Source organism: Microcoleus sp. D3_18a_C4 (assembly GCF_036702415.1).
GTDB lineage: Bacteria > Cyanobacteriota > Cyanobacteriia > Cyanobacteriales > Microcoleaceae > Microcoleus.
This window is the reverse complement of sequence record NZ_JAUBTI010000070.1, coordinates 1-13,302: the sequence shown is the minus strand read 5'-3', so window position 1 is coordinate 13,302 and position 13,302 is coordinate 1. Positions and strand designations below refer to the sequence as shown.

7 protein-coding genes are annotated in these 13,302 nt (G+C 46.2%); 5 read left to right on the top strand and 2 right to left on the bottom strand.

Translation table 11 applies throughout. The annotated features are described in order from the left end of the window. Window positions 1-100: 100 nt before the first annotated feature. Window positions 101-460, top strand: coding sequence for a phage holin family protein (locus tag QUB16_RS23785; protein WP_333295443.1), 360 nt, complete (start codon window positions 101-103; stop codon window positions 458-460). A 480-nt stretch (window positions 461-940) separates the two neighbouring features. Here the strand turns inward: QUB16_RS23785 and QUB16_RS23780 are convergent, their stop codons facing one another. Continuing rightward, window positions 941-1,618, bottom strand: coding sequence for an N-acetylmannosamine-6-phosphate 2-epimerase (locus tag QUB16_RS23780; RefSeq protein WP_333319952.1), 678 nt, complete (start codon window positions 1,616-1,618; stop codon window positions 941-943). Between the two features lie 285 nt (window positions 1,619-1,903). Then, the gene (locus QUB16_RS23775) at window positions 1,904-4,453 is read right to left on the bottom strand and encodes an ATP-binding protein (protein ID WP_333319950.1); all 2,550 of its coding nucleotides are present in this window, start codon (window positions 4,451-4,453) and stop codon (window positions 1,904-1,906) included. Between the two features lie 607 nt (window positions 4,454-5,060). Here QUB16_RS23775 and QUB16_RS23770 point away from each other — a divergent pair. From QUB16_RS23770 to QUB16_RS23755, 4 genes are all read left to right on the top strand, one after another. Beyond that, a complete protein-coding gene (locus QUB16_RS23770) occupies window positions 5,061-6,347 on the top strand; it encodes a chemotaxis protein (protein WP_333319949.1) in 1,287 nt (428 codons plus the stop codon). A gap of 202 nt (window positions 6,348-6,549) precedes the next feature. After that, complete coding sequence (locus QUB16_RS23765) at window positions 6,550-8,472, top strand: response regulator (RefSeq protein ID WP_333319947.1); 1,923 nt, start codon at window positions 6,550-6,552, stop codon at window positions 8,470-8,472. A gap of 269 nt (window positions 8,473-8,741) precedes the next feature. Further along, the gene (locus tag QUB16_RS23760; protein ID WP_333319945.1) at window positions 8,742-12,212 is read left to right on the top strand and encodes a PAS domain S-box protein; all 3,471 of its coding nucleotides are present in this window, start codon (window positions 8,742-8,744) and stop codon (window positions 12,210-12,212) included. Between the two features lie 283 nt (window positions 12,213-12,495). Beyond that, entirely contained in the window at window positions 12,496-12,882 is a 387-nt protein-coding gene (locus tag QUB16_RS23755) for a response regulator (RefSeq protein WP_333319944.1), read from the top strand. The last annotated feature ends 420 nt before the right edge of the window (window positions 12,883-13,302 follow it).

The window sequence follows — 13,302 nt, the reverse complement described above, 5'->3', positions numbered from 1 at the left end:
TGGCAGACGAATCAGCCGGATTGTTTAATTAAGGTATATAAGATGTATGTTAAATATCAGGTTTTTCTGACAATTCAACTGTTAAGGAGGTAGGGGCGCTGTGGAACCGATCGATTTTTTGATTGCTTGGCTGGTGACGGGCAGCAGCTTGCTGCTAATTTCTCAACTCCCGATCGGCGTAGAAATTGACAGCACACCGAAAGCAGTAATTTCCGCTGCGGTTTTGGGAATGTTGAATGTTTTAATTTTGCCAATTCTGAAAGCAGTTTTTTTCGTGCCGAACTTGCTGACGCTGGGATTGCTTTCTGGCGCGTTTGCTTTTGTAATGAACGTGATTGTTTTTGCCTCGGCTGCGAAGCTAGTTGAAGGATTTAGTTTGCGGATGGGCATTTGGAGCGCGGTACTGGGGGCGATCGCCTTGGCTGTAGTTAGCAGCTTTATCAACGGCGCACTCATTTAGCAACTTCCCCTGATCAAGGGCGATTGAAATCGCCCGATATTTCCCACGCTTACCTTGCGCGTTTCGTGTGCCTACAAGCGATTTCTCTCGCCGAATATTTCTTCCCCCTTCTTCCTTCAATCCGTTACATCCGTTACATCCGTTAAACAATCCGTTAAACAATCCGTTGCCGAACTTCCTTCAATCGGTTACATCCGTTACATCCGTTAAACAATCCGTTGCCGAACTTCCTTCAATCCGTTACATCTCACATCTTGCACCCTTCTCAAGAACGGGCTCTCCGGCCCGTTCCACAAAGAGTATATTTTCTTGTGGAACAGGCCGGAGAGCCTGTTCCTAAAAAGCTAATTGAGAATGGTGCAAGATATAAGTTGCATCCGTTACATCCGTTACATCCGTTAAACAATCCGTTGCCGAACTTCCTTCAATCCGTTACATCCGTTACATCCGTTACATCCGTTAAACAATCCGTTGCCGAACTTACTTCCCCATCAGCGACTTATAGGCTGTCACCTTAATATCAATCCCAGTAATATCTGTCCCCACAACAACAGCCGCCGCTCCTAAATCCAAGGCTTTTTTAGCCATTTCCGGCCCCGATATCCCGCCTTCGCAGATAACGGGAACCTTAAGCTTTTCTACCATTTCCGCAAGCAAATCAAATCCCGGCGGCGAGAAATTTTGCGTCTGGGCAGTATAGCCAAAAAGAGTAGTTGCTACAGTATCTGCACCCGCTTCAGTTGCGGCGATCGCAGCTTCTATTGTATCTACATCCGCCATCACTAATTTGCCCAATTCGCTGTGAATTTTGGCGATTAAGGTCTTTAAGTCTTCGCCGCCAGCAGGACGGTTTCTCAGAGTAGCATCAACGGCGATAATATCGGCTCCAGAAGCGGCGATCGCCCGCGCGTCTTCAAACCGAGGAGTAATGTAAATCTCGCATCCCGGCAATTGCTGCTTCCAAATCCCAATTATGGGAGCGGATATCTGTTTTCGCACCGCCGCAATGTGAGCCGGAGTGTCAATCCGCACGCCCGATGCACCTCGATTGATGGCGGTTCGAGCCATTGCCGCAATTACGATCGGATCGTGCAGCGGCGAATCAGCAGGTGCTTGACAAGAAACAATTAATCCTGTAGGAATGTGACAATTAATCATGGGGAATTGCGGATGGGGAATTGGTAATTGGGAATTACAAATTATACCAGTTCAAAAAAAGAATGTAACTGTAGACCATATCCCAACCCATATCCAATGAGTCAATCCATTTGAGATTTGAGATTTGAGATTTGAGATTTACCCCACGGATAAATGCTCTTTCTTGAGGATTTTCTATTTTCGATTTTGGATTGATTGCACGGATAAATCACGTGGCGGGTACCACCTTTGAAATTCGTGGTCATTCCCCAATCTCAAATCTAAAATCTCAAATCTAAAATTGTATTACCCATTACCAATCCCAGCCATTAAAGAAATAATTTTGTCCAGCAATTGCTCAGGATGAATCGGTTTAGCCAAACAATCGTTAGCTCCCGCCGTCACGAAAGATATCTGATCTGCGGGAATTTCATTAGCGCTTAAAGCTAGAATCTTGATATTTTCAGTAGCGGGTTTTTCGCGCAGTTGGTGAATTATTTCGCAGCCATTCATACCGGGCAAACGCATAGCGACGATCGCAGCATTGGGCTGCAAAAGTTCAATTTGTTCCACCGCCGCCGAACCTTCAATCATCCACACCACTTGCATTCCTGCGACTGTCAGGATATCGCAAATCAGCATGGCAGTTTCTTCATCTTCTTCGACGAGCACGAGGCTGCCCCGCAAGGAGGAAGAATGCAGCGGTAAAGATGAATTCGATTTTTCATATTTAAATTTTGTGGATTCATCTTTGCTTTGAGTTTGGATGGGTATAAAAACGGTAAAAGTAGAGCCGACATCAACTGTAGAGTTAACTTCTATCGCGCCGCCGTGAAGCTCTACTAACTGTTTAGTTAAAGCCAATCCCAGACCGGTGCCGCCGTATTCGCGGCGGTAGGGGGAATCCAACTGCTGGAATTTTTGAAACAAAAGCGATCGCTGATTTTCGGGAATTCCAATGCCGGTATCTTTGATTTGAAAAACAGCGGTACTGCCAGCAGGTGCAGTACCGGGCTGCCGCACTGCAGGCGTTCGATTTTTATCTTCTGTCACCCAAACTCGCAGGATGACTTGCCCGCCTTCGGGAGTAAATTTAATCGCATTTCCTAAAAGATTGAAGAGAATTTGTCTCAAGCGGCGCGGGTCAGCGATGAAGCGATCGCACTCTTGTTTTATCCGCTGTTCTTGCAGCAGTTCCACGCCTTTAGCCGCAGCTTTTTCTTTGAGGGCGTGCAGGCTCTGAGAAGCTAATTTAGACAGTGAAAATTCACTAATTTTTAATACTGCTTTTCCCGCTTCTACTTGCGATAAATCTAAAATATCGTTGATTAATTCTAATAAGTGGTCGCCGCTGTCTCGGATAGTTTGCAGGTACTGCCGCTGCTTTTGCACTGGCACTTCTTTACTGCCAACTTTGCCGTAAGACCACCGCAGCAGCGTGTCGGAAATGCCGATGACGCAAGTGAGAGGAGTCCGCAATTCGTGGCTCATAGCTGCCAAAAATTCGCTCTTGGCGAGGCTGGCAGACTGGGCGGCAACCAGTGCATCGCGCAGTTCTCGCGTGCGCTCTATTACGCGCTGTTCTGAGGTGCGCTTTTGCTGCTGGACTTGTGCATAAAGTTCGGCTTGGTAAATGGCGATCGCCAAATGTTCTGCTATTTGTCGCAAAAATGTTTTTTTGCTTTCTTCCCACTCGCGAAAAGTACACTGGTGGGCAATTAGCAGCCCCCACAAGTCGTCTTGAACTACGATCGGCACTAGCAACTTCCCCCGCACCTTCGCCCGCCGCATCAACTCTAAAAAACAAGGCTGCGAAGAGTAAGTTGTTTCCACATCCGCGACGCACAAAGCCAAACCTTTGTGATATTTTTCTCGGTCAATGACTCCCTGGGTAAAACACTGCGCGTCTTCACTAAAATTTAGTACAGACGAGATAGCATCGTTGGCTAAAGCTTCGTAGGTAACGCGACCTAAATACAAGTAAGACCCGGATTTTTCTGGGATTTCGCCAGACCCCGAAACCGCCGCAGGTATTTCTTTAGCTAACTCGCCCTTGTGCGGCGCTGGCACTTTTTCAAATTGATAAATTAACAGGCGATCGACCTCCAAAAACTCTCGCACTTGCTCGACTGCTTTTGACAAAATTACAGGCAATTCTAAACTCTGGCGGATTTGAGTTGTCACCTGATTCAAAAGTCGCTCTTGTTCGAGCTGCTGCTGCAAAGCATCTTCCACTGGCTGACAAAATGAAATGCAGGGAGTGGCAATTTGTAATTGATTGACGGCTTCGGCAATCTGGCTTTGTAGCGTTTCTGGATCTATAACTTTGGGTGCGGCTTTTCCCTCTATTTCTGTTTGGCTGTGTAGGGGCAGGCGATTATTTGGGCTGGCATTGGCAGCGAGAATATCCAGCAAATTTAGGGTGAATTCGCTTTGGAGAAATGCCGAGTTGGGCTGTATATTTTTAATTGCTTGTTTGAGGGCGGGAATGTCAATTTGCCACGAGGGTGCGGGCGTTATTTCTGCGAGTTTGTCGGCGAGGGGAGACAGGAAATTGGCGATCGCCCCGGGGTCGAAAGTCAACTGCACATTCAATTGCGAATGGAGATTGTTTTCGCTGTGCTTGTGTCCGTTTGTTGCGAACTCATCTAATAGATTGCCCTGCAGCAGGGCGCTAAAATGCTCTGATACTACTGCTGCAAACCTTTCCGACGAATTTTCCCGATTTTGAGAATCAGCGATCGCATCGTCAGTCAGCCAAATCGCCCCTGGAATTTCAGCCATTTGCTGTAACAACTGGTAAGCAGCCTCAAAGGTTGCTAGTGGCAAAGTCCGATTTAAGGTTTTTGGTTTCAATCTAGATATTTTCCCGGTTGTTTTAAAGAACAAAATATGAATGCCCCTGTTGTGAGGACGGAACCTGGGGCACAGCAGGCGCGGTCGATCCAACAAGTTGAGATGACAGTAGTCAGAAAGTAGGTAATAGAAGGCCCCAGGGTCAGAGAGCTAATTTCTCCCTATAGTTGTCCTCTTTCTTCTGGGCGAGTGACCCGCGCTCCAGCGCTTTACGAGCGCGAAAGCGGTAGGAGAAAACGGGGGGAAGGGATACGGCTGTATAATCGATCGCTTCTGGTCGTGTTTGTGAACCGGGTTGTTGATGGAAACTAAGCAATTCCACTCCCATTGCTGGGGTGAAGTTAGCACGCGCCTTTGTTTTCTGAGCTGATTCGGCTAATGGTACGTCCTTAACCCAAATAAAAATGTTTAACCCTTAACGACCGAACATGGGACTAGCTACGTATCCGCTTGGTGTCATTACTGTCAGGCTGCTCAACTGAAAATGAAGTTTTAGGCCCGAAGCCCAGTCACTTCCGTGCTGGGTCGTTGACTACTTTCAACAATGTTATTCCAGTATAATATTAATATATAATTTGTTAACTTGTACTTAACACTATCCGGGTAAATGAGCAATCCAACTCAACTCACCCCCGATTTCACGATCGGACATCTGCCGTGTCACGACTTCCAAGTGAGCGCTGCAACTCTAGGACAGGTAGTGGCTGAAAGATTTGAGCAAGAACCCGACCTGCCAGGAGTCATTATTACTCATGAATCACAGGTATTGGGCATGATTTCTCGCCTCAAATTTCGAGAGCAAATGAGTTTTCCCGATCGCGTAGAACTTTACGGGTCACACCCGATTCGAGCCTTGTTAGATTTTATTAGAATTCCGCCTTTGCTGCTTTCGGAAAACTGGAAAGTTGAGGATGCCGTCCAAGCGTCTTTCCACAGGCACAAAGACTTGATTTATGAACCTATTATTGTGGTAAGGGAAGACCAAAGCCACCACCTTGTGGACGTTCATACTCTGGTGATTGCCCAGTCAAAACTTTTAGCGCAAGCTAACAAAGTTATTCAAAAATACCGAGTAGAAAGACACAAGTATTTGGCGCTACTTCAACAAGAACAGGCTAAGGTTCACGAATGTAATGAGCTTTTAAAAATCCAACAACGTCAAACAGAAAAACTGCATACTAATCCCAGTGTCCAGCAAGTGGCACTGGTCAAACAAGCTGAAGAAATTGCTCAAATGAATCAGCGATTTGTGAGGATTGCAAAACTGATTTCTTCCGAAGGTCGCCAAGCATTTCAAGCTACTTTTCAAGGTGCTACTTCTATTTGCAACAATACAGATAAAATTTTGGGCGTGGGCAAAGCAATAGCTAATGATTTAGAAACGGTTAACCGCACTTCCCGAACCATCCGCGAGGCGATCGAACAAGTCAGGCATTTAGCAGTACAGGTGGCTGTAGTTACCAATCAAATGGGAAGTCAGCCCAGCGGTCTGAGCAAAGTGAGTCTAGAAATTGGCAGACTGGCAAGTAAAACTTTTGAATTGGGGACTCAAATGGAGCAAATTGCCAGTCGGTTTAAACTGCGAGTTCACGAACTCACGGAGGCAGCAAGAGCGGGTGCTAATGTGGCTAAATCCGTGACGATCAAGATCGATCGCGCAGAAATGGCCCTGCTAGAGTTGGAAGAATTAATAGCGGAAAAAAAATTCAATTCATTGACCGCTATCCCAGAACCTTTGGCCGGCATAAAAAGTGTTACCGCTGATTCTTTAGTTCAAGAGAGAGAACACGCCGAAGTAGCAGTTTCGGAGTTGGAAGACTTAGTTAAACATCAAGATTCCTCGCAATATCTGATTCAAAAGATTCAGCAGGCGCTGAAGTCCAAAAAGCCATAAAATCCCAGCCCGAATCTAATGAAATATTTCGAGAAGAAAACAAATAAAATCTAAATAATAATTTAGAATTATTCTATTTGCAGAAGAGTATTTGTTATACTGAAGGTGGGGAATTTATAAATTCATGTGTAAAAATGAGAGTTAATTAGCCCCAAAAACCGAAAAAAAGTTCCAATAATAGTTGGAAGGACAGGTGACGTTTATGAAAATCCTGCTGGTAGAAGATGACACAGTTACAGTCAGTTTGCTGACTCAAGCGCTGAACTCTCACAATTACAATGTGAATGCTGCTGCCGACGGTGAAACAGCGTTGCATTTGGTGCAGGCATACGATTACGACCTGATTGTTTTGGATGTGCTGATTCCTAAACTCGACGGCATTAGTTTGTGTCGGAAATTGCGATCGTCCGGCTGCCAAATGCCGATTTTACTGCTGACAGCGCTAGATAGCAGCAACGATCGAGTCCAAGGTTTAGAGGCGGGTGCAGACGATTATGTGGTCAAACCCTTTAATCTCGAAGAATTAATCGCTCGAATTCGGGCTTTGCTGCGCCGGGGTAAGGCAACTTTGTCGAGTACAAATTTGACCTGGGAAAAACTGCAAGTCAACCCGGACACTACGGAAGTAACTTATGCCGAAAAAGTGCTGCACTTGACTCCCAAAGAGTACAATTTGCTAGAACTTTTCCTGAGAAATCCTCGGCGCATTTTCAGTCGCAGCGCCATCCTCGATCGCATTTGGTCGAGCGGCGAATTTCCTCAAGAAGAAGCCGTTACCGCTCACATCAAGGGGCTGCGGCAGAAGCTGAAAGCAGCCGGGATGACTGTAGATTTAGTGGAAACCGTGTACGGATTGGGCTATCGGCTCAAAAGTCTGCCGGAGGAGATTGAGAGCCAACAAGTTGGGCAGGAAACGGCAGAAACTGCTAAAACTCAAGAGACTTTATCTACTGAATCCAGCGGGTCGAGTCAGGAATTAAACAAAGACGAGCGCCGTCTCAAAGTCTTGAATGCGATTGCCCAAATGCGGGAAAATTTAAAAGCTAATTTTATAGAAAAGGTGGCGATATTCGATCGCGCGCTCGCTCAACTCAAAAACGGAAGCTTGGAGGGCGAACTGCGCGAGGAAGCCCAGGCTCAAGCTCACAAATTAGTCGGTTCTTTGGGCACGTTAGGGCTGCCGAAAGGTTCGGAATTGGCGCGCCAGATAGAACATTTGTTCAAAGCGGAAAACATCTTGAAACCGGGGACTGCTCAGCAGATTGAGGAATTTCTGCATCAGCTCAAACAGATATTCGATCGCCCGTCAGCCGAACCAGAAGGCGATTTGGTTCCTGCTGTTTCCCAAAAGCGCCGAATGCTGATTGTTGATGATGATACTTTTGGGAGCGATCGACTCAAAACAGTAGCATCCGGTTCCGGCTTCCAGATAGAAGTTGCCAACTCTCCACAAGCGGCAAGAAATGCGATTTCTCAACAGCCTCCCGACGCGATTTTGCTGGATTTGACATTTTCCAGAGCTCAGGAAAACGGACTTTCTCTCCTAGCCGAACTCCTCCGTGAAAAACCCGAAATTCCGGTGATGGTTTTTAGCGGGCACAATCAATTGAGCGATCGAATAGAAGTTGCTCGTTTGGGAGCTTCGGGCTTTTTACACAAATCTATGCCCCCAGCAGATATACTCAAAGCAGTCGCCCAACTACTCGACCAGACTGGCCCTGCTGAAGCTAAAGTTATGGTGGTAGACGATGACGTGCATCTATTGGCTGCACTGCAAGTGATTCTAAAACCTTGGGGATTTCAAGTAACAACATTGGACGATCCCGAAAAGTTCTGGGAGGTACTCGAAACGACTTGTCCCGATTTGCTAATTTTAGATGTGGAGATGCCCGGTTACAGCGGTATCGAGCTGTGTTTGGCAGTTCGCAACGATTTGCGCTGGAGCAAGCTCCCCGTGCTATTTTTGACAGCTCATTCCGAATCGGAAATAGTGCGCCAAATGTTTGTCGCAGGTGCTGACGACTACGTGAACAAGCCGATCGTGAAACCCGAATTAATTGCTCGCCTCCTGAATCGTTTGGAGCGGACTCAACTGAGAAACAGACTGGCTCAGGCACAGCGCTAATCCCATTTTAGATTTAAAAAATTAAAGAATTAAAGAATTGAAGAAGTGGGAATGACTGATGAGATATGGGTTTCGATCGCGTACCTACACTTGTATTCTTTTTTTTAATGGGATAACTAGGAGCAAATATGCAGTGCGTGTCCGAAACAAATCAGGAAGCCTTAGCCAAGACTGGGGATTGTTAGATTGTGGGATTGCGACGCGGTGCTGTTGATTGATGCTAGCCCGCCGATCGAGAACACAGGCTAATTTACAGAAGTATTAATCAGATGAAAGCAATGGTATTGCCCTCAGACACAGGCACTCTCAATAACAGCGACTGCGAACTAATTTACGCCCCCGGTTCCATTCAACCTCATGGCATCCTTTTGGTGCTGGAATCTCCGGCGTTGAAAATTTTGCAAGTTAGCAACAATACTTTTGAGGCGATGGGCCTTTACCCCGAACAACTTTTGGATCAATTTTTAGAGGAATTTGTCGAGACTGAGGAAATTGAGGCTATTGAAAAAGCTTTATTTGAAAACGACCAACAACGTAACGCGATCAGATTATCATTCAAAAGTCAAGACCGCAAGTCTTTTTTTGAGGGGACGCTGCATCAATCAAATTCAGCATTAATTGTTGAACTAGAGTCGGTTGTTTCCCCAAAAACGAGCGATTGTTTCAATTGTTATAATTTAGTCCAAGAGCCGATCGACAAAATCCACAAAACACCAAACCTGCAAGTGCTGTGTCAGACAGCAGTTGAAGAAGTGCGGAGGATCATCGGTTTCGATCGAGCGATCGTCTATCAATTTGATGCCACCGGGGCGGGGGAAGTTGTCGCCGAAGACAAAGTAGAAAGTTTGGCTCCTTTATTGGGACTGCACTATCCGGCTACCGATATTCCCCCCCAAGCAAGAAACCTCTTCAACATGAATTTAATTCGGTTTATTCCCGATATTAACTGTCAGCCTGTAGAACTAATTCCTCACTGCAATCCGCTGACGGGTCGCCCTTTAGATATGGGCGGTTCTTTGTTGAGAACCGTTTCTCCTTGCCACGTTCAATATCTCACAAATATGAACGTTGCCGCTAGCATGACCCTGACATTAATCAAAGATAAAAAACTCTGGGGATTGATTGCCTGTCACCATCCAACACGAAAGTATGTCAACTACGAAACAAGAACTGCTTGCGAACTGCTAGCCAAGTTTGTAAATCTAGAACTCAGCTACAAAAAAGATAGCGAAGACCGGGAATATGCAATTTATTTAAAAGCACTTTGCCAAAAATTTATCAGGGAAATTTATCAAAAAAACTGCTTTGTAGAAGGTTTACTAACATACCGAGATGAATTGCTGGCCTTAGTGGGTGCTACCGGTGGAGTTGTGTGTGCAAATGAAAATTTAACAACCATCGGGCAAACCCCGGAATTGGTAGAAATAGAAAACTTAATTGCTTGGATAAAAAGTCAAATAAATAATGAGGTTTTTTATACAGATTCTCTCTCAAAACTGTATCCGCCCGCAGAGAATTTTCAAGAATTTGCTAGCGGTTTGCTGGTACTTGCCATGTCCGAGATGCAAAATTATTACATTTTGTGGTTCCGTCCCGAAGCACTTCAAACTGTCAACTGGGCAGGTCCACCAGAGGGGCAAATTGAACTTAAACCGGATGGCAGCCGATTGATGTCTCCTCGCATTTCCTTTGAGTTGTGGCAAGAAACTGTGAGGTCAAAATCTTTGCCTTGGCAGCCGTGCGAAATCGAAATAGCCCGAGAACTTCGAGTTGCTATTACTAGCATTGAGTTGCGGAAAACCAATCAGCAACTCAGCTTAGCTTTGTCGGCTACCAAAATTGGATTTTGGGACTGGGACGTGCAGAAAAATCGCCTAGTTTGGTCGAGGGAACACGAAGAGTTGTTTGGGTTGATCCCGGGCACTTTTGCCGGAACTTATCAAAGTTTTGCAGCTTGCGTTCACCCAGAAGATTTAAAAAGTATGGAGAATGCTATCAATCAGGCGATCGCCCACCGAGGAGATTACTGTCACGAAAAGCGCGTGGTTTGGCCCGACGGCAGCATTCACTGGATGGAGGGGAAAGGTAAGTTTTTTTACAACGAAGCCGGCGATGCAGTGCGGATGGTGGGGACAGTTACAGAAATTACCGATCGCAAAGCTAGAGAATTACAGTTGCGCCTGTTGGAATCAGTAGTCACCACCACTAACGACGCCGTGTTAATTACCGAAGCTGAACCGATTGAGGAACCGGGCCCGCGAATTCTTTATGTCAACCCAGCTTTCACGCGGATGACCGGCTATACCCTAGAAGAAGTTGTGGGCAAAACGCCGCGTATCTTCCAAGGAGAAAAAACAGACCGCGCCAGTCTCCATCGAGTTCGGACAGCTTTGAAAACCTGGCAGCCGGTGCGGGTTGATTCGATCAATTACCGCAAAGACGGGACGGAATTTTGGGTAGAAATGAGCATTGTGCCGATAGCTGACGAAAATGGTGGGTTTACCCATTGGGTATCAGTACACCGCGATATTAGCGATCGCAAACTTGCTGAAGCCGCCCTCCAACAGCTCAACGAACGGTTAGAAATGCGAGTTTTGCAGCGAACCAGAGAACTAGAAACTTCTCAAGCAGAACTCCGGGAAAGCGAAGCTTTATTTCGCTCTTTGAGCGAGAGTTCCCCCGTGGGCATTTTCAAAATCGATACTGAGGGGAAATGTACCTATACAAATCCTCGCTGTCAAGCAATTGGTGGCTTCACACCGGCAGCAGCTTTAGGAAACGGCTGGATGCGGTTTGTTCACCGCGAAGACCTCAAACTAATTCTGTCTAAGTGGCCCCAATCGCAATCGCTAGATGGGGAATTTTCCTGCGAATTCCGCCACATCCAGCGAGACGGAACCATCCGGTTTGGTCGGCTTAAAACAGCTCCGATTTTTTCTGACAGAGCTCAACTAATTGGTCACGTCGGCACAGTCACAGATATCACAGAAAGTCGGGCCATTGAAAAAATGAAAAATGAGTTTATTTCGATTGTCAGCCACGAACTGAGAACTCCGCTTGCCTCCATTCGCGGTTCTTTAGGTTTGCTGGCGGCTGGGGTACTGAAAAATAAACCGGAAACTGCCAAACAGATGTTAGAAATCGCTTCGAGCGATACCGAACGGTTAGTGCGTTTGGTCAACGATATTCTCGACTTAGAACGGCTCGAATCGAGCCAAGTTATCCTCGTCAAGCAGTGGTGCGATGCCCAGGTTTTGATGCGGAAGTCTGCAGAATCTGTACTTTCTTTGGCTGCTGAAAATAACATTGATTTGTCGATTTTGCCCCAAACAGCAAAAATTTGGGCTGACCCGGACAGAATTGTTCAACTGCTGGTAAATTTGTTGAGCAATGCGATTAAATTCTCCGCTCCAGGGAGTACAGTAACTGTCAGGGTTGAAGATTTGGGCGATTCCCTACGGGATAGCTACGCTTCACGGGTTTTATTTGAAGTCAAAGATCGAGGGCGGGGGATTCCTGCTGATAAACTAGAAACTATCTTTGGACGGTTTCAACAGGTGGATGCTTCTGACTCCCGCCAAAAAGGAGGTACGGGTTTGGGTTTGGCTATCTGTCGCAGCATAGTACAGCAGCACGGCGGCAGAATTTGGGTCGAAAGTGTTGTCTCAGAAGGAAGCAGTTTCTATTTCACAGTGCCCGCACCGTTGGAAGGCGAAGGGGGAAAAAGTTTGGAGGTTTGAGATTGCTTTGATAATATCTCGCTACAGCTCAAGTTCCTGGCAACCCACGCGGGTAGGATGATTTTGGGAGGCTGATAGGTCGATTTTTATGTTCAGGGTTTAAGTAGGTGAGCGGCAAAATATATCAACCGCACCCGACGATTAGGACGTTCTTAAGTGCTGAAACTCTTAATTTTATTGCTTCTTCCTTTTGCTATATCTTTCAACAAACCCGGTTGAGGAGGCAGCGTGCGTAAGTCCTTTTTTGGTTTACCATGATTAATTTAAAATTTGAGTTTTAATTATGTCAGCAAAGCGCATTCTGGTAATCGATGATGAAAAAAACCTCTGCAGCGTGATTCAGGCCTGTCTGGAACATTTAGGTGGCTGGATTGTACTAAGCGCGCCCGACGGCAGTCAAGGATTGCTTTTAGCAGAAACTCACCTCCCTGACGCTATTCTGTTAGATGTGATGATGCCGGATATGGACGGACTTACTCTGTTTGGTTTGCTGCAAAACAATGCGGCTACTCGCGGGATTCCAGTGATTTTCCTGACGGCTAAGGTGCAGGCGATGGATTTGAGCGAATTTGCTGATTTGGGGGTAGGGGGGGTGATTGCCAAGCCTTTCGATCCTTTGAGTTTGGCACAGCAAGTGGCGCAAATTCTGGGTTGGGAACCGTTGCTTTAAACTCGGGTAAAATGCGATCGCACATAGGATATCAAACTCGGCAGTTGAAACCGCTACTATAGTAATCCTAAATCATTCATGTAAATTTGTAGGGGTAGTGCTACCCCTACTCCCCGTGCCTACCCCCTATCTATCGGGGCAACCGGGCGTGGGATTGCCCCTACAATAATTAGGCGAATGATTTAGGGTTGCTATAGACAAACAAAGTCGGCCCAGGCCGAGGGAAGAATCAAAGGGGCATTAAAGCCGGATGACGATCGAAAATCCTTTTTCTCATTCCTTTGATTCTTGCAAAAATCACGCACTTATGTTATTAAACCGGGTTTATGCGTCCAGGTAAGTTCTAGGGCGTCGGTTCAGTATTAGGAGTTGACAAAAAAAGGACTTTATGAAATTAGCCAGTGCATGAGTTCGACTCTA

Coding starts and splice junctions, on each gene's coding strand:
- QUB16_RS23765 (WP_333319947.1), top strand. CDS start 6,550: ATGAAAATCCTGCTGGTAGAAGATGACACAGTTACAGTCAGTTTGCTG.
- QUB16_RS23755 (WP_333319944.1), top strand. CDS start 12,496: ATGTCAGCAAAGCGCATTCTGGTAATCGATGATGAAAAAAACCTCTGC.
- QUB16_RS23780 (WP_333319952.1), bottom strand. CDS start 1,618: ATGATTAATTGTCACATTCCTACAGGATTAATTGTTTCTTGTCAAGCA.
- QUB16_RS23770 (WP_333319949.1), top strand. CDS start 5,061: ATGAGCAATCCAACTCAACTCACCCCCGATTTCACGATCGGACATCTG.
- QUB16_RS23760 (WP_333319945.1), top strand. CDS start 8,742: ATGAAAGCAATGGTATTGCCCTCAGACACAGGCACTCTCAATAACAGC.